This window comes from Streptacidiphilus sp. EB103A, from assembly GCF_041261405.1.
Taxonomy (GTDB): domain Bacteria; phylum Actinomycetota; class Actinomycetes; order Streptomycetales; family Streptomycetaceae; genus Streptacidiphilus.
The window spans coordinates 416,016-435,661 of the sequence record NZ_JBGCAQ010000003.1 but is presented as its reverse complement, the minus strand read 5'-3'; the positions used below and the strand labels follow the sequence as shown (position 1 = coordinate 435,661).

General features: G+C 70.3%; 16 protein-coding genes. 4 read left to right on the top strand and 12 right to left on the bottom strand.

Annotated elements, in window-relative coordinates; genetic code table 11:
* Positions 1-250: 250 nt before the first annotated feature.
* Positions 251-1,540 carry an extracellular solute-binding protein gene (locus ABH941_RS07115; protein WP_370127728.1) on the bottom strand — a complete coding sequence of 430 codons (1,290 nt, stop codon included), beginning with the start codon at positions 1,538-1,540 and terminating at the stop codon, positions 251-253.
* Between the two features lie 328 nt (positions 1,541-1,868).
* On the opposite strand from ABH941_RS07115, the gene ABH941_RS07110 reads away from it, so the two are divergent.
* Positions 1,869-3,095, top strand: a complete 1,227-nt coding sequence (locus tag ABH941_RS07110; protein ID WP_370127764.1) for a homogentisate 1,2-dioxygenase — start codon at positions 1,869-1,871, stop codon at positions 3,093-3,095.
* On the top strand, positions 3,092-4,288 hold the full coding sequence (gene fahA / locus ABH941_RS07105) for a fumarylacetoacetase (RefSeq protein ID WP_370127727.1): 1,197 nt from the start codon (positions 3,092-3,094) through the stop codon (positions 4,286-4,288). The genes ABH941_RS07110 and fahA overlap by 4 nt, the downstream gene beginning before the upstream one ends.
* A 224-nt stretch (positions 4,289-4,512) precedes the next feature.
* Here the strand turns inward: fahA and ABH941_RS07100 are convergent, their stop codons facing one another.
* The 6 genes from ABH941_RS07100 to ABH941_RS07075 form a co-directional block, all read right to left on the bottom strand.
* A complete protein-coding gene (locus ABH941_RS07100) occupies positions 4,513-6,189 on the bottom strand; it encodes a glycoside hydrolase family 13 protein (protein ID WP_370127726.1) in 1,677 nt (558 codons plus the stop codon).
* A gap of 89 nt (positions 6,190-6,278) precedes the next feature.
* Positions 6,279-7,172 carry a carbohydrate ABC transporter permease gene (locus ABH941_RS07095; RefSeq protein ID WP_370127725.1) on the bottom strand — a complete coding sequence of 298 codons (894 nt, stop codon included), beginning with the start codon at positions 7,170-7,172 and terminating at the stop codon, positions 6,279-6,281.
* A gap of 8 nt (positions 7,173-7,180) precedes the next feature.
* A complete protein-coding gene (locus ABH941_RS07090; RefSeq protein WP_370127724.1) occupies positions 7,181-8,131 on the bottom strand; it encodes a carbohydrate ABC transporter permease in 951 nt (316 codons plus the stop codon).
* A 93-nt stretch (positions 8,132-8,224) separates the two neighbouring features.
* Positions 8,225-9,628, bottom strand: a complete 1,404-nt coding sequence (locus ABH941_RS07085) for an extracellular solute-binding protein (protein WP_370127723.1) — start codon at positions 9,626-9,628, stop codon at positions 8,225-8,227.
* Positions 9,629-9,851: 223 nt separating this feature from the next.
* Positions 9,852-10,865, bottom strand: coding sequence for a LacI family DNA-binding transcriptional regulator (locus ABH941_RS07080; protein WP_370127722.1), 1,014 nt, complete (start codon positions 10,863-10,865; stop codon positions 9,852-9,854).
* Positions 10,866-10,928: 63 nt separating this feature from the next.
* Entirely contained in the window at positions 10,929-11,738 is an 810-nt protein-coding gene (locus tag ABH941_RS07075; RefSeq protein WP_370127721.1) for a hypothetical protein, read from the bottom strand.
* Positions 11,739-12,134: 396 nt separating this feature from the next.
* Here ABH941_RS07075 and ABH941_RS07070 point away from each other — a divergent pair, with 396 nt between their 5' ends.
* Positions 12,135-13,901: a hypothetical protein gene (locus ABH941_RS07070; RefSeq protein ID WP_370127720.1), complete on the top strand. Its 1,767-nt coding sequence runs from the start codon at positions 12,135-12,137 to the stop codon at positions 13,899-13,901.
* Here ABH941_RS07070 and ABH941_RS07065 read toward each other — a convergent pair.
* Both ABH941_RS07065 and ABH941_RS07060 read right to left on the bottom strand, forming a co-directional pair.
* A complete protein-coding gene (locus ABH941_RS07065; protein ID WP_370127719.1) occupies positions 13,895-14,497 on the bottom strand; it encodes an ATP/GTP-binding protein in 603 nt (200 codons plus the stop codon). The two genes, ABH941_RS07070 and ABH941_RS07065, sit on opposite strands and share 7 nt — an antisense overlap.
* Before the next feature lie 50 nt (positions 14,498-14,547).
* Positions 14,548-15,447, bottom strand: a complete 900-nt coding sequence (locus ABH941_RS07060) for a winged helix-turn-helix transcriptional regulator (RefSeq protein ID WP_370127718.1) — start codon at positions 15,445-15,447, stop codon at positions 14,548-14,550.
* 74 nt (positions 15,448-15,521) lie between these two features.
* Between ABH941_RS07060 and ABH941_RS07055 the strand changes: the two genes are divergently transcribed.
* On the top strand, positions 15,522-16,784 hold the full coding sequence (locus ABH941_RS07055; RefSeq protein WP_370127717.1) for an MFS transporter: 1,263 nt from the start codon (positions 15,522-15,524) through the stop codon (positions 16,782-16,784).
* A gap of 896 nt (positions 16,785-17,680) precedes the next feature.
* On the opposite strand, the gene ABH941_RS07050 is transcribed toward ABH941_RS07055, so the two are convergent.
* The 3 genes from ABH941_RS07050 to ABH941_RS07040 form a co-directional block, all read right to left on the bottom strand.
* Positions 17,681-18,412 (bottom strand): hypothetical protein, encoded by a 732-nt coding sequence (locus tag ABH941_RS07050; RefSeq protein ID WP_370127716.1) that lies wholly within the window; start codon positions 18,410-18,412, stop codon positions 17,681-17,683.
* Positions 18,409-18,642, bottom strand: a complete 234-nt coding sequence (locus tag ABH941_RS07045) for a hypothetical protein (RefSeq protein ID WP_370127715.1) — start codon at positions 18,640-18,642, stop codon at positions 18,409-18,411. The genes ABH941_RS07050 and ABH941_RS07045 overlap by 4 nt, the downstream gene beginning before the upstream one ends.
* Before the next feature lie 447 nt (positions 18,643-19,089).
* Entirely contained in the window at positions 19,090-19,641 is a 552-nt protein-coding gene (locus ABH941_RS07040; protein ID WP_370127714.1) for a DUF742 domain-containing protein, read from the bottom strand.
* Positions 19,642-19,646: the final 5 nt, after the last annotated feature.

The window sequence follows — 19,646 nt, the reverse complement described above, 5'->3', positions numbered from 1 at the left end:
TTCCTCTGCTTTGCCGCTCCAAACCGGGCTGGTTCCAACCCGGCTGGTGTTGATCGTGTAAGCACTGCTGGTCGCCGACCCGCAGCCGTCGTGAGCCAGGAATCCCCCTCTTCGTTGGGGGAGGGTTCAACGGTCTGACACCTCTTCGGATCTGCGACTTCTCTTTACAGCGTGGGACGTGGGCACGGGTGTGACCCCCGGTACCCGGCGGCCCGGCCCCAAACATCGGGGCGGGCCGCCGGGTGACCGATTACTGACCGGAGTAGTTCGGGAACAGCTTCTTGATGGCGATCGAGGCGTTGTTCAGACCGGTCTGGGTGCTCTCCTGGCCGGCCAGGATCTTCAGCAGCTCGGTGTTGAACGGGGTGTACATGGAGCTGTACTCGGGGACGGCCGGGCGCGGCACGCCCGCGGTCAGGATCGACTGGAAGGCGGCGATCCCCGGGTTGGAGGTGACGGCGGAGGTGTACGCGTCGGTCCGGGTCGGCAGAGTCGCGTTCTTGGTCGCGATGGTGGCCTGCGAGGCGGCCGAGGTCATGAAGGCGATGAACTTCTCCGAGGCGGCCTGGTGGGCGGCGTCGGACCCGGCGTAGGCCACCAGGTTGTGGCCGCCGATCGGGGCGCCGGACTTGCCGCTGGAGCCCGCCGGGACCGCGGCCACGCCGAAGTTGGCCTTGTCGCTGAACGCCGAGCCCTTGTAGACGTTGGTGGTCTCCCACGGGCCCTGGACGATCATCGCGATCTTGCCGCTGCCGAACTTGTCCATCATGGTCGCGTAGGCGTTGGCCGTGGTGTCCAGCTTGGTGACACCTGGGCTGGCCAGCAGGCTCTTGATGGTGTCGATGCCCTTGACGGCGGCCGCGGAGTTGATGGTGATCTTCTGCGAGGTGGAGTCGATCATGTCGGTGCCCTCCCCGTAGAGGAACGGCATCGCGTAGTAGGAGGCGGCGTTGAACTCGAAGCCGTCGACGCCGTCCTTCTGCTTGATCAGCGCGGCGTCGGCCTTGAGCTCGTCCCAGGTGGTGGGGGCCTTGGCGATGCCGGCCTTGGTGAAGAGCGCCTTGTTGTACATCAGGCCGAGGGTGTCGGTGACCAGCGGCACGCCGTACTGGTGGCCGCTGTAACTGGCCTGGGTGACGAGCTGCTTCTCGAAGGAGCCGCTGTCCGCGGTGGCGGCGGTGCCGTCCAGCGGGACCAGGTAGCCGGCCTTGGCGAAGCCGGAGGTCCAGCCGACGTCGGCGCGCAGCACGTCCGGCGCGCCCTTGCTGCCCGCGGCGGTCTGGAACTTGGTCTGCGCGTCGGCGAAGGGGACGTTGACGTACTTGACCGTGATGTTCGGGTTGGCCTTCTCGAAGTCGGAGACCAGGGCCTGGTAGGTGGGGGCCTCGTTGGTCGCGTCCGAGGTGTCCCACCAGGTGATGGTGACCGGACCGTCGGCCTTGGCGCCAGAACCGGTGCTTCCGCTGCTGCTACTCCCGCAAGCGCTTGCAGAAACCGCTATCGCTGCCGCCAGAACGGCTGCCGCAATGCCACGACGCATTGTGAACTCCTTGGAGGGTGGATGCCCGAGTGGGTGGGTCGGCACCTGCGAAGGAGCCTCCCCGGGCCGACGCACCGTTGCTGCCGTCGGGCTTGGGGAGGAACGTAACAGGGGCGTGAGCGGCATGGAAAGACCTTGCAGCAACTTTCTGAAAGGCTGGGTGATCGTTACATTCGTGTGTCCAGGTCGTTGCCGCTCGGCTCATTGACCCCGCCTGGCGCGGCAGTCCACTGCTTGACAGCGGCCCGGCCGCGCCATGGGATGTGAGTGCATGCCTCACCAGGTATGCGTCCTGGTCAGAGTCGCTCAGGTCGCTCAGGAGGCGAAGGTGGCGTACTACCGCAGCGCGGGCACGATCCCCCCGAAGAGGCACACCCAGCACCGGGACGTGGACAGTGGCCGGCTCTACTTCGAGGAGCTGATGGGCGAGGAGGGCTTCTTCTCCGACTCGTCCCTCCTCTACCACCGGCATCTGCCGTCGGCGATGGTGGACAGCCGGGTCTGGCAGCTCCCCGACGACAAGCCCGAGCCCAATCACCCGCTCAAGCCCTACCACTTCCGGCTGCACGAGCTCTTCCCCGGCGAGAGCTGGCGCCAGTCCGACCCGGTCCGTGACCGCCGCACCGTCCTCGGCAACGCCGACGTCCGCATCGCCTATGTCGCCGCCGGGCTGCCCTCCCCGCTCTACCGCAACGGCACCGGCGACGAGTGCCTGTACGTGGAGTCGGGCGCCGGGGTGCTGGAGAGCGTCTTCGGCAGCATCGAGGTCGGCCAGGGCGACTACGTCATCGTGCCCAGGGCCACCACCCACCGCTGGCTCCCCACCGGGGACGCGCCGCTGCGGCTCTACGCCATCGAGGCCGGCAGCCACATCACCCCGGCCCGGCGCTACCTGTCCAAGTACGGACAGCTGCTGGAGCACGCGCCCTTCTGCGAACGCGACCTGCGCGGGCCGGTCGGACCGCTGCTCGCCGAGGACCTCGGCGGGGATGCCGACGGCGATGTGGACGTCTACGTCAAGCACCGGGTCGGCGGCTCGATCGGCGGCACCGTGCTGACCGTCCCCACCCACCCCTTCGACGTGGTCGGCTGGGACGGCTGCCTCTACCCCTACGCCTTCAACATCAGCGACTACGAGCCGATCACCGGGCGGGTCCACCAGCCCCCGCCCGCGCACCAGGTCTTCGAGGGCGACAACTTCGTCATCTGCAACTTCGTACCGCGCAAGGTGGACTACCACCCGCTGTCGATCCCGGTCCCCTACTACCACTCCAACGTCGACAGCGACGAGGTGATGTTCTACTGCGGCGGCGACTACGAGGCGCGCAGGGGCTCCGGCATCGGCCAGGGCTCGGTCTCGCTGCACCCCGGCGGCCACACCCACGGCCCGCAGCCCGGCGCCTACGAGCGCAGCATCGGCGCCGAGTTCTTCAACGAACTCGCGGTGATGGTCGACACCTTCCGCCCGCTGGATCTCGCCGAGGGCGGCCGGGCCAGCGACGACGGCCGCTACGCCTGGAGCTGGAGCGGTCGCGGGCCCGGCGGTGAGGTGTGAGCTGGGTTCCCGTCCCGGACGGCTCCGGATTCACCCTCGACAACCTGCCGTACGGGGTGTTCACGCCGCTGCGCGGCGGCAGGCCCGTCGGCGAGCCCCGGGTCGGGGTCGCCATCGGCGAACATGTGCTGGATCTGGCGGCGATGTGGGCCGGCACACCGCTGGGCGCGGACCTGGCGACCGGCTCGCTGAACCGGTTCCTGCGGCGCGGGCCCAGGGAATGGGCCTATGTCCGCGCCGAGGTCCGCCGGATGCTGGAGACCGACGAACGGCGCCGCTTCTGCGAGCGGAGCCTGCACCGGATCGACGAGGTGGCGCTGCGGCTGCCCGTCGAGGTCGCGGACTACGTCGACTTCTACGCCTCCGAGGCGCACGCCACCAACCTCGGACGGATCTTCCGCCCCGACACGCCCGAGCCGCTGCTGCCCAACTGGAAGCACCTGCCGGTCGGCTACCACGGCCGGGCCGGCACGGTTGTGCCCTCCGGGACCCCGGTGCGGCGGCCCAGCGGGCAGCGGGGGGCCGACGACTTCGGGCCCAGTCTCAGGCTGGACATCGAGGCCGAGGTCGGCTTTGTCGTCGGCGCGCCGTCGACGCTAGGCGAACCCGTCGCCACCGGGGCCTTCGCCGAGCATGTCTTCGGCGTCGTCCTGGTCAACGACTGGAGCGCCCGCGACCTCCAGCGCTGGGAGTACCAGCCGCTGGGACCGTTCCTGGGCAAGTCCTTCGCGACGTCGGTCTCTCCGTGGGTGGTTCCGCTGGCCGCGTTGGAGGCAGCCAGGGTGCACGGACCGGACCAGCGTCCCGAGCCGCTGCCGTATCTCGCCGAGAAGGAACCCTGGGGCCTGGACCTGCAGTTGGAGATCCTGCTCAACGGCGAGGTGGTCTCCCGTCCGCCCTACCGCGACACCTACTGGTCCCCGGCCCAGATGCTCGCCCATATGACCGTCAACGGCGCCTCGCTGCGGACCGGCGACCTGTTCGCCTCCGGCACAGTGTCCGGCCGGGACGCGGGACAGCGGGGGTCGCTGATCGAGTTGAGCTGGAACGGCGAACGGCCGCTGCGGCTGGCTGACGGCAGCGAGCGGGGGTTCTTGGAGGACGGCGACACGGTGACGATCCGTGCGAGTGCACCGGGGGCGGGCGGGGGGCGGATTGGTCTCGGGGAGGTCAGTGGGACCGTGGTGGGGTAGGTGGGAAGTCTGCGGACCGTAGATGGTTTGTCGCGCAGTTCCCCGCGCCCCTGGCGGGTTGCAACTGAGCCAGTTGCAGTTGCTTAGGGGCGCGGGGAACTGCGCGACAAACCAGGCAGACGCCGCAGCCAAAGACTCCCGCAAGCGCCGTGCAAGGGTTTGCGGCGTCCCGTACGCGACCCTCGGCACGTACGGGACGTCGCAGCGGCGCAGCTGAGGACCTGTCAGGTGGTCCGCAGCCACACCGCCGTATCGGGGGGCAGCTGTCCGCCCGGGGTGGGGCCGCTGGCCAGCAGGAGCGCCGCCGAAGCCGGCCCCGGCAGGGGCACTGCGGTGTCGGAGAGGTTGACCAGGCAGGCGAAGCCGGCACCGCGCCGGAAGGCGAGGACCCGTGGGCCGAGGGCGGCGCCGTCCGGCCCCGCTGCCAACCACTCCATCGGCCCGTCGCCCAGCGCAGCGTCCTCGCGGCGGATCCGAAGCGCCTGCCGGTAGAGCGTCAGCATCGAGGCCGGGTCGCCGGCCTGGGCCTCGGCGCTCAGCTCCGCCCAGGCCGCGGGCTGCGGCAGCCAGGGCTCGGCCCCCGCCGTCGGCGGGCTGAAGCCGTACGGCGAGGCCACCCCGGACCAGGGGATCGGTACCCGGCAGCCGTCCCGACCCGGATCCACCCCGCCGGTGCGGTGGTACATCGGGTCCTCGATCCGGTCCGCCGGGATGTCCTCCACCTCGGGCAGCGCCAACTCCTCGCCCTGGTACAGGTAGACCGACCCGGGTAGGGCCAGCGAGAGCAGCGCGGCGGCGCGGGCCCTGCGGGTGCCCAGTTCCAGGTCGGTCGGGATGCCGTGGGCCTTGTCGGCGAAGTCGAAGCCGGTGTGCTCGCGGCCGTAGCGGGTTGCGGTGCGGGTGATGTCGTGGTTGGCCAGCACCCAGGTGGCCGGGGCGCCGACCGGGGCGTGCACGGCCAGCGTGGTGGTGATGGTGTCCCGGAGCTCGACCGCGTCCCAGGGGCAGGCCAGGAAGCCGAAGTTGAAGGCGGTGTGCAGTTCGTCGGGCCGCAGGTAGCGGGCGAAGCGCTCCGGGTCGGGCAGCCAGACCTCGCCGATCAGGGCGCGCGGCTGCGGGTAGGAGTCGGCGATGGCCCGCCAGGAGCGGTAGATGTCGTGCAGTTCCTCCCGGTCGATGTAGGGGTGCGGCTCGTCCGGGGGGTGCGGGGCGTCGTAGTCGTAGTCCGGCAGGGCCGGGTCCTTGACCAGTTCGGCGGCCGAGTCGATGCGGACGCCGGCCGCGCCGCGGTCGAACCAGAACCGCAGCACGTCCTCGTGTTCGCGCCGGATCTCCGGGTGGTCCCAGTTGAGGTCGGGCTGCTCGGGGGCGAAGCGGTGCAGGTACCACTCCCCCGGCGTCCCGTCCGGCTCGGTGACCCTGGTCCAGGCGGATCCGCCGAACTGGGAGCGCCAGTTGTTGGGCGCCAGTTCGCCGTGCTCGCCGCGGCCGGGCCGGAACCAGAAGCGGGCCCGTTCGGGCGACCCCGGCGGCGCGGCCAGCGCCTGCTGGAACCAGGTGTGCCGGTCCGAGACATGGTTGGGGACGATGTCGACGATGGTGCGGATGCCCAGGTCGAGCGCCTCCGCGATGAGCTTCTCGGCTTCGGCCAGGGTGCCGAAGGCCGGGTCGATGTCACGGTAGTCGGCGACGTCGTAGCCGCCGTCGGCGAACGGCGAGTTGTACCAGGGGGTGAACCAGAGTGCGTCGACACCGAGTTCGGAGAGGTAGGGAAGCCGGGAGCGTACGCCGGCGAGGTCGCCGACTCCGTCGCCGCCCGCGTCGGCGAAACTGCGTACGTACACCTGGTAGATCGCGGCGTCGCGCCACCACTGGGGCTCGTGCACGGTAGGGGTCTCCATCTGTCGGGGACGGGGCTGGTCCGGGGCAGGACCAATCACGGGGCGGGCGCGGCACTGCGGGAGGGTGTCCGCGGCAGTCTGTCGGGAAGTCAGCCCTTGAGGCTGCCCGCGGTCAGGCCGGCCATGATGTTGCGCTGGAAGAAGAGGAAGAACAGGATCGTCGGCACCGCCGAGATGGCCGATGCCGCGATGAGCACGTTCTCGGGCACCCCCTGGGAGAGCGAGTAGATGCCGGCGTTCAGAGTCTGCTTGGTTGGGGAGGGCTCGGCCAGCAACGGCCAGAGGAAGTCCTTCCAGACCGCGACCAGGGCGAAGATGGACACCACCGAGATGATGGGCCGGGACATCGGCAGCACCAGCGACCAGAGGATCCGGATCGATCCGGCTCCGTCGATCGAGGCCGCGTCCAGCAGCTCCTGGGGGATCGAGTCGAAGAATCGTTTCAGTAGGAAGATGTTGAAGGCGTTGGCGACCGACGGCAGCCAGATCGCCCAGGGCGTGTTCAGCAGGTTGACGTGCAGCACCGGCAGGTCGATGACGGTGAGGTACTGCGGCACGATCAGCACCATGGCCGGGATCATCAGGGTGGCCAGCATGGCGCCGAGCACGGCGTTGCCGAGGACCGGGCGCAGCTTGGAGAAGGCGTAGGCCGCGCCGATGTCGAAGACCAGCTGGAAGAACAGCGCCCCGAAGGCGTAGATCAGCGTGTTCGTCAGCAGCTGGGCCAGGTTGAGCTGGGTCCAGGCGGTGCCGTAGGTGCTGGGGGTGATCTTCTTGGGGAACAGTGTGGGCGGGCTCTGGATCGCCTCGGCGGTGGTCTTGAGGCCACCGGTGACCATCATGTAGAGCGGTCCGAGGAAGACCAGGCTGAACACCAGCAGGGTCAGCACCAGCACGGTCCGGTAGACGACCCGCCCGCGCGGGCGGTTCAGCTGGACCCGGGAGACCAGGGTCCGGGTGGACGTCTCGGTTGCGACAGCCATGGCTGACCTCACTGTTCCGCTCGGCGGCTGATCCACCGGTAGACGAGGGCGAACGCGACCAGCACCAGGAGCAGCAGCAGCCCCAGGGCCGAAGCGGCCCCGTAGTTGCTGAAGTTGAAGGCGTACTGGTAGACGAGATAGACGATGGTGGTGGTGGAGTTGTCGACCCCCTGCCCGCCGTTGGTGAGCACGAAGGGCTCGACGAAGACCTGCATGGTCGCCACGATCTGCAGCATCAGCAGCATGCTGAGGATCAGCCGGGTCTGAGGGATCGTCACATGCCATACCCGGCGCAGGATGCCGGCCCCGTCGATCTCCGCCGCCTCGTAGAGCTCGCCGGGGATGCCCTGCAGTGCGGCCAGGTAGATCAGGGTGGCGCCGCCCATGTTCATCCAGGTGGAGGCGATCACCACGGCGATCATCGAGGTGTTCGCCGACTGCAGCCACTGCAGCGTGGGCAGACCGACCGCGTGCAGGATGTGGTCGAACAGGCCGTACTCGGGGTTGTAGAAGTACTGGAACAGCACCAGCGAGGCGACCGGCGGCAGCATCACCGGCAGGTAGACCACGACCCGCAGATAGGCGCGGGCGTGCCGGAACTCGTTGAGCACGACGGCGACGAAGAACGGCACCACATAGCCGAGCAGCAGCGCGAGCAGGGTGAAGTAGAGGGTGTTCTTCCAGGCCTGGCCGAAGCTGGGGTCGTTCCAGATCTGGTTGAAGTTGTGCATGCCGACCCAGTGGGTGCGGCCGAGCTTCTGCTTCTGGAAGCTCATGATGAACTCCCGGACCATGGGGTACCAGGAGAAGAGGCCGAAGCAGAGCAGCGCTCCGACCATGAAGCCGTAGGCGCTGATGTTGCGCCGCAGCTCCCGGACGAAGTCGCCTTGCCTGCGCGGTGTCCGCCGGGGGTCGGGACCCGGTTCGGTGGTGCTCACCAGTACCTCGATTGCCGCCATCGGGGCTCCTGACAATGCCTGGACGGGGACGACGGTGGCGGGGCGGCCCGGACAGCGGCCGCCCCACTCCGGCGTTCGGTTCGGTTGCTGCTGCTACTTGTTGGCGAGGACCTGGTTGACCTGGGTCTCCGCGGTCTTCAGCAGCTGCTGGAGGTTGGCGTTGGGGTTGGTCAGCGTGGACGCCATGGCGGTGTCCAGCACCTTGTAGATGTCCTGGGCGTTGCCGGGCTCCAGGTCGCCGGGGACCGCGGCCTGGATGAACGGCGCGTAGTTGGCCACCGGCATGGTCGCGTTGGCGGCCTTGAGCGTGTTGTCGGCCTGCAGCGAGGCGCCCTGGTAGAACTCGGGCTCGGGCAGGCCGACGGCCTGGTTGGTGCTCTTGGCGCGGGCGTAGTTGAACTGGCCCTGGCCCATGGTCAGCTTGAGGAAGTTGACCAGGGCGACGCCGGCCTTGATCTGGTCCGGGGTGTCCTTGACGTTGAACATGTAGTCGTCGCCGCCGGCCAGGGTGCCCTTGGCGGGACCGTCGGTGCCGGGGATCGGGCCCATGCCGTAGTCGGAGTACTTGGCGTTGAGCTGCTGCACCATGTAGGTGATGTCGTCCGGCGCCGCGACGTACATGCCGAGCTTGCCGGAGGCCATCTGCTTCTGCAGGTCGCCCCACTTGTAGAGCTGGGTGGCGCCCATGGCGCTGTCCTTGAACCGCAGGTCGTGCAGGTTCTGCAGGACGGAGAGGCCCTGGGCGTCGTTGAAGGCGGCGGTCTTGCCGTCGCTGCTGACGACCGGGGCGCCGAGGGCGTCCATCTCGGCGACGAAGTGCCAGCCGCCGTTGTTGCCGGCGCTGTAGTCGCCGTAGCCGCTGATGCCGCCGCCCAGCTTCTGGATCGCGGCGGCGTCGGTGGCGACCTCGGCCCAGGTGGTCGGCGGCTTGTCGGGGTTGAGCCCGGCCTGCTTGAACAGGTTGCGGTTGATGATCATGCCCATGGAGTAGTTGCTCCGCGGGATGCCGTACAGCTTGCCGTCCGACTTCTGGCCGTCCAGCACGCCCGGAAGGATGTCGTTCAGGGTGGGGACGGTGGTGGCGTTGACGTACTGGGTGATGTCCGCGGCCTGACCGGAGTCCAGCACCTGCTGCTTGTCGGTGAAGTACGTGTAGAAGACGTTCGGCTCGGTGTGACCGGCGAGGGCCGCGGTGAACAGCGCCGGGGTCTCGCACGGGAAGGTGTCGATGCTCTTCACCGTGACGTTGGGGTTCTGCTTCTCGAACGCGGCGATGTCGTCGACCCACTGCTGACGGGGAACCGGCTGGCTGGTCGGCGGTTCGCAGTCGATGCTGACGGTCACCTTGCCGCCGCCCGAACTCGCGCCGGCGCTACCGCCGTTGGAAGCAGTCTTGGTGCTGCTTCCGCAGGCGGCCGCGGTGAGGCCGACAGTTGCCGCGAGGAGCAGGGCGGCCGTTCTACGGGTGCGAGGACTGGTCAGTCGCTCACTGGTCATTGTGAGGACCCTTCTGGGTGGCGATTCGGGGTGGCGGTTCAGGGTGTCGTTGCGCTGTGATGCGGCACACTTAACCATCGCCAGCAGATGACCACAATATGTCGACCAAAGATTGCAAGATTTCGACATGGTAACGAGAGGGCATGACAAAGAGGTCGGACGGTAACCGTCCGACCCCTTGACGCTGCACTGCGTGCGGATCCAGCCCGGATCAGGCCCGGATCTAGCCCCGGCTGCGCACCGGCCCGGTCGAGCCACGCACCACCAGCTCCGGCTCGAAGAGCAGCTCGTCGTGGGTGACCCGGGCCCCGGCGATCTCGCTCGCCAGCAGGTCCACCGCGGCCCTGCCCATCGCCTCGATCGGCTGCCTGATGGTGGTCAGCGGCGGGTCGGTGCAGGTCATGAAGGAGGAGTCGTCGTAGCCGACGACGGAGACGTCCCCGGGGACGGTGAGCCCCGCGCGGCGCACCGCGCGCACCGCGCCCAGCGCGATCGGGTCGCTGGCACAGATGATGCCGGTGACCCCGCGGGCCACCAGCCGTCCCGCCGCGACCTGGCCGCCCTCCAGCGAGAACAGCGCGTGCTCGATGTGCGCGTCGGGCAGCTCGACGCCGGCCCGCTCGGCGGCGATCCGCGCCGCGGCGAGCTTGCGCCGGGACGGGACGTGGTCCGGGGTGGCCAGCACCAGGCCGATCTTCCGGTGGCCGAGCGAGACCAGGTGCCCCATCGCCTGCTCCACGGCCACCGCGTCGTCGCAGGAGACCTGCGGGAAGCCCAGCCCGTCGATGGCGGCGTTGAGCAGCACGGTGGGCAGCCCGCGCTGGGCCAGCCGCTCGTAGTGCTCGTGCGGGGAGTCCGCCTGCGCGTAGAGCCCGCCGAAGAAGACCACGCCGGAGACGTGCTGCTGCAGCAGCAGTTCGACGTAGTCGGCCTCGGACACCCCGCCGGCGGTCTGGGTGCAGAGCACCGGGGTGAACCCCTGCTGCGCCAGCGCCCCGCCGACCACTTCGGCGAAGGCCGGGAAGATCGGGTTCTGCAGCTCCGGCAGGACCAGGCCGACCAGCCGGGAGCGCTCCCCGCGCAGCTGGGTCGGCCGCTCGTACCCGAGCACGTCGAGCGCGGTCAGCACCGCGGTCCTGGTGTTCTCGGAGACGCCGGGCTTGTCATTGAGGACGCGGCTGACCGTCGCCTCGCTGACCCCGACTTTCTTCGCCACTTCAGCAAGTCGTCGTGTCATGCCCGCAAGTGTATGTCATGGAGCGCAAGCTGCTTACTATTTCTTGCAATCCAGTGACAAAAACTATCCGGTCTGCACGGCCTGAGCAGCGCGGGCGGGCGTGCACGCCGCCAGCAGGGGCGCGGGCCAGGCGGTCACCACTCCGGCGTGCAGCTCGACGAAGACGCACCCGTCCTCGGCGTTGGAGACCGCCGCCACCGTACTGCCGACCGTACTGCCGTTCAGCGGTCCCGGGAGCGCCGACTCCCGAAATGTGATGCCAGGTGCCGCTTTGGCCCGGGACAGCAGCGCGGCCGTGTCCGCCTGCAGCGCCGCCGCGGTGCCGGACAGCGGGGTCAGCCGGTCCGCCAGCGCCTCGGCCTTCCCGGCCGCCGCGAGCAGGCCGGCCGCCACCGGCGGGCAGTCCGTCGAGCTCCGGACGGCCGCGGCCGGGCCACCCGTCCAGCCGAAGTCGTAGCAGTGCCGCACCGTCGTCCTCCGGTGTCCGGTCAGGGCTCCGCCGACCGACGTACCGGTGATCCGCACGGTCAGCTCGACCTGGCCCGGGGCCGGACCGTAGCGGGCGTCCAGCAGTTGGCCGCCGACCCGTCGCACCGCGCCCGCGTACGCGGCCTCCGCCACCGGGCCCGCTTCCGAGGAGCCGGCCTGCGGGACCGCCCGAAGGGCGAGGAGCAGCGAGGAGGCCCGGTAGTCCGCCGCGGCCTCAGCCTGGGCCCGTCCGTGCGCGGAGCCGATCCAGCCGGCGAACTGACCCACCGCGACCAGCGCCAGCAGGCTGCAGAGCAGCAGCACGAAGCCGAGCCCGTAGCGCCAGTGGAACCGGGGACGGGGCAGGCGGCCGCGCGCGTCGGGCTGGGCTGCGAGTCCGACCACAGCTGTCTCCCCCCTCCCCTCACCCACGTGTGATGGACAGACTCCCAGATGTGCCCGTCCGGTGAAGAACCATGAAGAACCATTGTGGGCCCGGTCGAGCAGGTTTACGGGCGAACGGACACAGCCGCAGCGGCACGGACCGCTCACCGCCGGGCCCGGCGCCGGTGAACCGGCCCGCTGCACCGCTCGGCCTACGACGAAGAACGGAGCACCAGGCTACTGGCTCCGGGGGAGGAGATGACCCCCGGTCAGCGGCAGGAGAGGTGGGGCGACCGGCGCAGATGAGACTTCCGCACCTGGTGTTCACCGAGTCGCGCTCCGGGTCTTACCCCAGTCCTCTAGTTTGGTGTGGCCGAACGAGTCAGTTTGACCGAATCTTGGGGACCTTCTCACAGTATGTCCGTTCCTTCTGCGGCTCTGACCAGCCGTCGCTTCGCCGCCCTGCGCCCGGTCCCGGGGTCCGGCCGACAGAGTCCGTCGTACCTGCACCGGACGCTGAGCCTGCTCGCCGTGCTCGCCCTCTTCCAGGGCATGGCCGATGCGATCCGCGCGCACGCGCTGGCGAACCACACCGTGCTGGCGCTCCTGCTGGCGCTGTACGCGTCGCTGGTGCTGCTGGCCGTGCTGGTGCTCACGGTGCGCCGGCAGCGCGCCCTGGTCCGGGTGGACCTGGCCGTGCTGCTGGCCGGCTTCCTGCGCTTCGCCGCGCTGTTCCTGGCCTCGGTCGGTTCGCACCAGCGGGCCTACCAGGACGACGAGGGGCCGCTGGTCACCCTCGCGGCCCGGGCCCTGATCGCCGGGGGCCATGTCTACGGGCACCACTGGCCGCACTTCGCCCAGCAGTTCGGCGTGGGAACCACTCCGCTGATGAACGGCGACTACGCGGACACCTTCAGCTATCCGCCGCTGAGCGCCTTGCTGGCCGCACCCTTCGTCAACAGCCTGCCCTCCTGGGTGCCCGTGCTCGGCCTGTTCGCCTTCGCCGGACTGACCGCGACCGCGGTGTTCATGTTCTGGGCGCTGCCGGCGCAGCTGCGTCCCGCCGCCACGCTGATCTGCTTCGGCATGAGCTGGTACTTCTTCTACGTCAGGAACGGCTACCCGGTCTTCCTGGCGCTGCCGTTCCTCGCCGTCGCGGTCTACCGGTGGACCCGTACCGGGTCCGGCGGGGTGCTGGGCCGACAGGGCGTCATCTCGGCGGTCTGCCTCGGCATCGCCGCCTCCGCGCACCAGCTCGGCTGGTTCCTGGCGCCCTTCCTGCTGGCCGGCATCCTGCTGGCCCGCCGCGGCGAGCTGCCCTGGCGCGGCGCGCTCCTGGTGACCGGCCGCTGGGCGGCCATCGCCCTCGGCGCCTTCCTGCTGGTCAACCTGCCGTTGATGATCCGGGACGGCACCGCCTGGCTCGGCGGGATCGGCGGCGTACTCACCCAGCACGCGACCCCGCAGGGGCTGGGCGCGATCGACATCAGCTTCTACCTGACCTCCGGCACCGGCAATCTGGCCATGTACTCCTACGCCGCCGCCCTGCTGCTGGTCGCGACGCTGGTCGCCCTGCTGCTCTACCCCCGGCGGCTGTCCCCGGCCCTGGCCCTGCTCCCCTGGCCCGCCTTCCTGCTGGCCCCGCGCTCCCCCGAGACCTACTTCGTACTGCTCACCCCGCTCTGGCTGATCGCCTTCGCCAGTTGCCCGCAGGAGGACTACGGGCGTCTGTGGCAGTGGCGCCCCAGGCTGCTGACCCACCGCCGGGTCCGACTGGCCCTGCCCGCCCTCCTCGGCCTCCCGGCCCTGCTCTGCCTCCTGGTCGCGGTCGCCTCCCCGGTGCCGCTGAAGATGGACATCTCCGCGGTGCAGACCACGGCCAGGACCACGACCGGCGGAAGTTCCACCGGCAGCGGCACCGTCGACATCACGGCACTGACGGTGAAGCTGACCAACACCTCGGACGCGGTGCTCACCCCGCAGTTCGCCTCCAGCGACAACGCCTGGGTCAGCTTCGGCTGGAGAGTCGCCTCAGGCCCGGCCATGCTGGCCCCCGGCGGCTCCGGCACCTACCGACTGGTCCGCCGAAGCACCAGCTCCACCAGCTCGGGCGGCCGGACCTATCTGCGTGTGTTCACGGACGACCCGCAGACCCTCACCAGCGCAGTGATCCCAGCTCACTGACCGGTCCGGACCGCCGTGCCCTCGGCCGAGCTCAGGGCGAGCTCGACCACGGAGACCAGCACCTGCTTGGCCGACTCCCGGACCCGGGCGTCGCACTGCACCAGCGGGATCTCCGCGCCGAGGTCGAGGGCCGCTCGCACCTGGTCCATCGGATACGGGCGGGCGCCCTCGAAGCAGTTGACGGCCACCACGAAGGGGATGCCGCGCTGCTCGAAGTAGTCCACCGAGGGGAAGCACTCGTCGAGCCGCCGGGTGTCGGCCAGCACGACCGCGCCCAAGGCACCCACCGCGAGCTCGTCCCACACGAACCAGAAACGGTCCTGTCCCGGGGTGCCGAACAGGTAGACGGCCAGGCCCTCGCGGATGTCGATCCGTCCGAAGTCCATGGCGACGGTGGTGGTGGTCTTCGCCTCCACCCCCACCGTGCGGTCCACCGGCCGTCCGGCCTCGCTCAGCTGCTCCTCGGTCCGCAGCGGACGGATCTCACTGACCGCACCGACGAGCGTGGTCTTGCCCACCCCGAACCCCCCGGCCACAAGGATCTTGAGAGCCACGGGTGCGGTGACGACGCCGGTACGAGGGGTTATCGGATCCACGCGCGAGATCCTAGCGGCTTCCCGCAGCCCTGACGGGCCCAGATGCCGGGCTAGCCGAACCGACCTCCGAGCGAGTCGACCAGCGCCAGGGCGTCCTCGACCGAGCCGGCCGGGTCCTCCACCGGATACAGGACGCCGCGCACGGTGCGGGAGGCGTCGAGAACCAGGGTCAGCCGTTTGAGCCGGTCCACGCCTGCCGCGCGGAAGGTGGGCAGTCGCAGCGCCGCCGCCAGCCGCAACTCCGCGTCGGAGAGGAGCGGGAAGCTGATCCGCTCGTGTTCGGCGAACGCCGCGAGCTGGTCGGGACGCTGCGTGCTGACGCCGAAGACGCGGGCGTCGCGGGCGGCGAAGTCGTCCATCCGATCGCGGTAGGTGCAGGACTCCAGGGTGCAGCCGCGGGCGCCGGGGATCTCCCCCCAGCCGGGCGGGTAGGCCTGCGGGCCGGGGGCGTAGGCGCCGGGGAAGCAGTAGAGCACGGTCCAGGCCGTCGCACGGTCCACCGGACCCAGTGGATCGACCGGGGCCCCGTTGGCGGACATCAGCTCCAGTTCCGGCAGGCGGGTGCCGACCAGGGCGTGCACCCGTCGGGTCTCCGCCGAGTCGGACGTGCTGGTCGCGGTGAGCGAACCGTCGCCCATGACATGCCGTGCGCCCCAGTCCTGCAGGGCGACCAGAACCGGTAGCAGACCGGTGCCGGAGGGCGTGAGGTGGTACTCGTACCGGGGCGGATGCGGGTGGTACAGGCGCTTCTCCAGGACCCCGTCCGCGACCAGCGCCTTCAGACGCTCCGTCAGGACCTTCCGGCTGATGCCGAGCGCATCGCGGAGCGCGTCGAACTGATGCGTGCCGCCCGCGATGTCGCGGATCAGCAGCAGCGTCCACCAGTCGCCGACGACCGACAGCGCCTGGGCGATCGCGCAGTCCGAGTCAGCCTGTTCCGTGTAGCGCATAGGTCCTGAGTATAGTGAGTTCCGATTAGAGACTTACTGGTGCACGAGCAGACGAGCAACGGGGGCGGGCGGGTATGGCGACGGCAACCACGGACGGGGAGATCCAGGCCGGCGAAAGCCGGGCAGCGGGAGCGGGGGTGTTCTGGCGTTACTGGAGCGCCGGCACGGTGAGCGGGGTGGGCGACGCGGTGACCTCGGTGGCGCTCCCGCTGGTCGCCGTGGTCTCCCTGCACGCGACAGCGCTCCAGGTCAGCCTGATCACGGCCGCCTCCTTCGTCTCCTGGCTGCTCATCGGCCTGCCGGCGGGCGTCCTGGTGCACCGGCTGCCACTGCGCGGCGCACAGGTGGCGATGGACCTGATCCGGGCCGCTGCCGTGGCCTCGGTCCCGCTCGCCGCCGCGTTCGGGGTCCTCCGGTTCACCCAGTTGATCGCGGTCGCGCTGGTGGTGGGGCTGGCGAGCGTGGTCTTTGACGTCGGCAACTCGACCTTCCTGCCCTCGATCGTCAGCAAGGACGAGCTCACCGCCCGCAACAGCCTCACCTCGGGCACCCGCGCGGTGACGCAGCTCGGCGGCCCGTCGCTCGGCGGGGTACTGGTTCAACTCCTGGGCGCGGCAGCGTCCATGGCCGTGGACGCCATCAGCTACCTTTTCTCGGCAACGCTGCTGCGCAGCCTGCCTCGGGCGGCGCACCCGGCGGACGGCGTCCCACGCGGCTCGATGGGCGCGCTGATCCGTGAGGGCTGGCGCTTCGTCACCCGGCACCGGGTGATGGGCCCCTGCCTGGCCGACGCCACCGCGGTGAACTTCGTCTGCGGCGGTCTGATGGCGCTGACGCCCGTCTTCCTGGTCCGCACGCTCGGTGCGCCACCGGCGCTGGTGGGTGCGCTCATCGCCACCGAGGGCGTGGGCAGCCTGCTGGGCGCGGCCGCGACGCCGCGCCTGGTCGCCCGGATGGGCAGCGGTCGGGCGCTCTGCGCCGCGGCGCTGACCGCCGGGGCGTTCGCCCTGCTGATGCCGCTGGCGGGCAAGGGCTGGGCGCTGACCCTCTTCGCCCTGGGCAACGCCGGCTTCGCCGGCGGCGTCGTGGTGACCAGCATCGTGACCCGCACCTACCGACAGACCCAGACCCCACCCGAGCTCCTTCCCCGGGTAATGGCAACCGTACGGTTCATCTCCTGGGGAGCCATTCCCGTAGGCGCCGTGACCGCCGGTGCGGCATCCGCGCTGTGGGGGACGCACGAGGCGCTCTGGCTGATGGCCGGACTCGCCCTGGCCAGCCCCGCCACCCTGCTGCTCAGCCCGATCCGGCGGATGCGGGAGCTGCCTCAGGGATGACGCCGAGCATCCCGCCGTTCTGTAGTGGCGCGGGTGTGGTGCCGCCCGGCCCCGGCGGGGGCGGGACGGCACCGCCGCTCGGCGGAAGCCGTAGGTGGCTTACATGGCGGGTTCATTGCCGCCCTCCGCCGTCCGTGGCTTGTTGCTGTAGCTCGGCTCCGCCTCGCGGCGACAAGGGCGGGGAGGGGTGCGGGCGGCCCGCCGTTGCCGGGCGGCGGAAACTGTAGGTGGCTTACATGGCGGCACCATTGCCGAGTGGCACGCCCGTGGCTTGTTGCTGTTGCTCGCTTCGCTCGCGGCGACAAGGCCGGGAGGGGTGCGCGTTCTCGCCGTTGCCGGGCGGCGGGGCGGTTGGTGGCGGGTCGTGCAGAAACGTTCCTTCCGTGGAGTTGGCCGGTTTTGGGTCACTCCCCATACGTTCGGGTCACTCATCCGACGCCTCCTGCCCGCAATGTCCGGATTGGGCGTCGAGGGAGTGACCCGAACGTATAGGCAGTGACCCGAAAAGCCCGGCCCGAGGGGGAACCGGGGTCAATTTCGGGACAAGGTGTCACTTGATCATGCCGTAATGCGCTATTTGCCCCGATCTCCGCGTACCAAAAGTGCCCTGGCGTACCAAAAGTGACCCCGGTTCGGCCGAAGCCCTGCCGCAGAACCGTTTCTGCGCCCCCACCCACCAGGCGGGCCCGGCAACGGCGCTCGGCCCCGACCCGGCTCCCCCGCTGCGGTTGGCCCGCGAGCGGAGCGAGCAGCAGCAACAAGCCACGGGCGGGGGCGGGCGGCAACGGTGGCGCCATGTAAGCCACCTACAGCTGCCGCCGACCAGCGGAAACGCCCCGCCTCCCCCGCCCCCGCCCCCGCCCCCGCCCCCGCCCCCGCGCACCAGACACCGGCGCCTAGCCGGCCGACAGTTGGGCGAAGCGGGCCAGGCTCTGGGTGTAGGCGACGGGGGTCACGTGGACGGGGCCGGTGTAGGGGTGGGTCATGTGCAGGACCAGGTAGATGCCGAAGCCGACCACTGCGCCGACCAGCCCCAGGGCGATGGACTCGCGCAGGTGGAAGGTGAGTCCGGCGATCGGTGCGTACAGCAGGACCAACAGGCCGGCTCCGATCAGCGCCGGGTAGAGCGGGGCGGGGAGGGTGGCCTGGGTGTCCGCCAGTCGGATCTGACGGGTGGTGTAGACGGTGGCGAGGTCGGTCAACTCCTGTGCTCTGCTTGGGCTGTTGGCCGGGAGCGCCGCTACGTGGGCCCTGACTGCGTCCAGGTCGTTCCAGGTGGCCGGGTTGGCGCTGCCGTGCGCCATGGTGGCCCACTCGCTGCCGATGACCGAGGTGACGTAGGTGGCCAGCAGCGGTCGGGTGGTCGGATCCGCGTCCGTGTAGGCGGCGTTGAGGGCCCGGGACTCGTCGAAGGTGTGCCCGCGGGCGGTGTTGATGTTGGACCAGGAGCCTGCGATCAGAAAGGCCGCCACCAGGATGAAGGCGGACAGCGAGGCGGAGCCCAGGAAGCTGAGGGCGCCGCCTGAGAAAGTCCCCTCCCTGGAGCGGATGGTGCGGCCGAAGGCCGCCAGGACGACCACGGCGGTGAGTGCGCCGAGGAGGACGAAGAGAACGAATCCGAGGATCAACGGTGCCTCCCGACAGCGTGGTTGATGAAGCTCGCGCCGGCCGCGATCAGCGCCGGCAGGGTGACCGCGACCAGGATGAAGGCGGCCTCGGGGGATCCACTGGTGGCCGGAGCGGCGGTGTCGGTGATGATCCGCGGCGGCGCGGTGGTGGTGTGGATCTGGGCGGGACGGGGCGGGGTCGGCAGAGCGGCGAGCGGGTGTGGTGGCGGCGTCGGGGTCGGACGCACCACGATCGGAGCTGGATGGTGTACCGGAGCTGCAGTGTGACGGACCGTCGGATACGCGGCAGGACGCACCACCGGATGCGGTTTCGGGGGCGGCGTCGGCCGGGGTGTCGGCTGCGGCTCGGGCGGCGCGCTGCAGTGCGGGAACGGCGGAAACGGCGGGAAGGACGGGAAGGACGGCAGGGTCGGAAAAGCGGTGGGCGGCGGACCGTCCGTGGGCAGCGGCGGGGGCGGCGGTACCGGCGGTGGTGGCGGGGGCGGCGGTACGGTACAGATCCAGTGATGGTGGTGATGATGCTGGTGGTGAGACGGTGCCATGCGCGCAAGGATTGCCCGGCGCCGCAGCACTTCACGGGAAGATGCGGCAAACCCACCCATCAGGGTGAATACGCCTCAAACACCTGATGCATCAGGGGTGGTGACGATCCGCCGCCATCCGACCGGCGACGGGGCCTACAGCGCCCGCAGCCCCTGGATGACCTCGCGCAGCACGCTCACGTCCGGCAGCAGCGCCGTGGGCACCGGCCGGCTCACCCGGATCAGTTCCGCGTCCAGGAGGTCGCCCAGCAGGATGCGTACCACGCCCAGCGGCAGATCGGTCTCCGCGGCGACCTCCGCGACCGAGAGCGGTCGGGACCGGACCAGCGCCAGGATCTGCTGGTGCTCGGGGCCGTCCGCGCTCTCCCCCGCGTCCGGCTCGGTGAGGCCGGTCCGGTCGGCGGCGACGACCTGGGCGATCACGTCGAACGCCGCGCCCTCCGCGTGCCGGGTGCGGCCCCGGGTGAGCGTGTAGGGGCGTACCAGCTGCGACTGTTCGGCCTCGTCGTCCCAGGAGTCGTCGCCCAGGGAGCCGCCACCGTCGTGGCCCGGGTCCTCGTGGCCCGCGTCCTCATGGCCGGCGCCGTCCGGTTCGGCGCCGTCCTCCTCCGGTAGTCCGTCGTTCTCCCAGGAGCTGTCCCCCCAGGCCCTTCGTCCCCGGCCGCCGAGGCCCCCCGTCTCCGGCACGATGC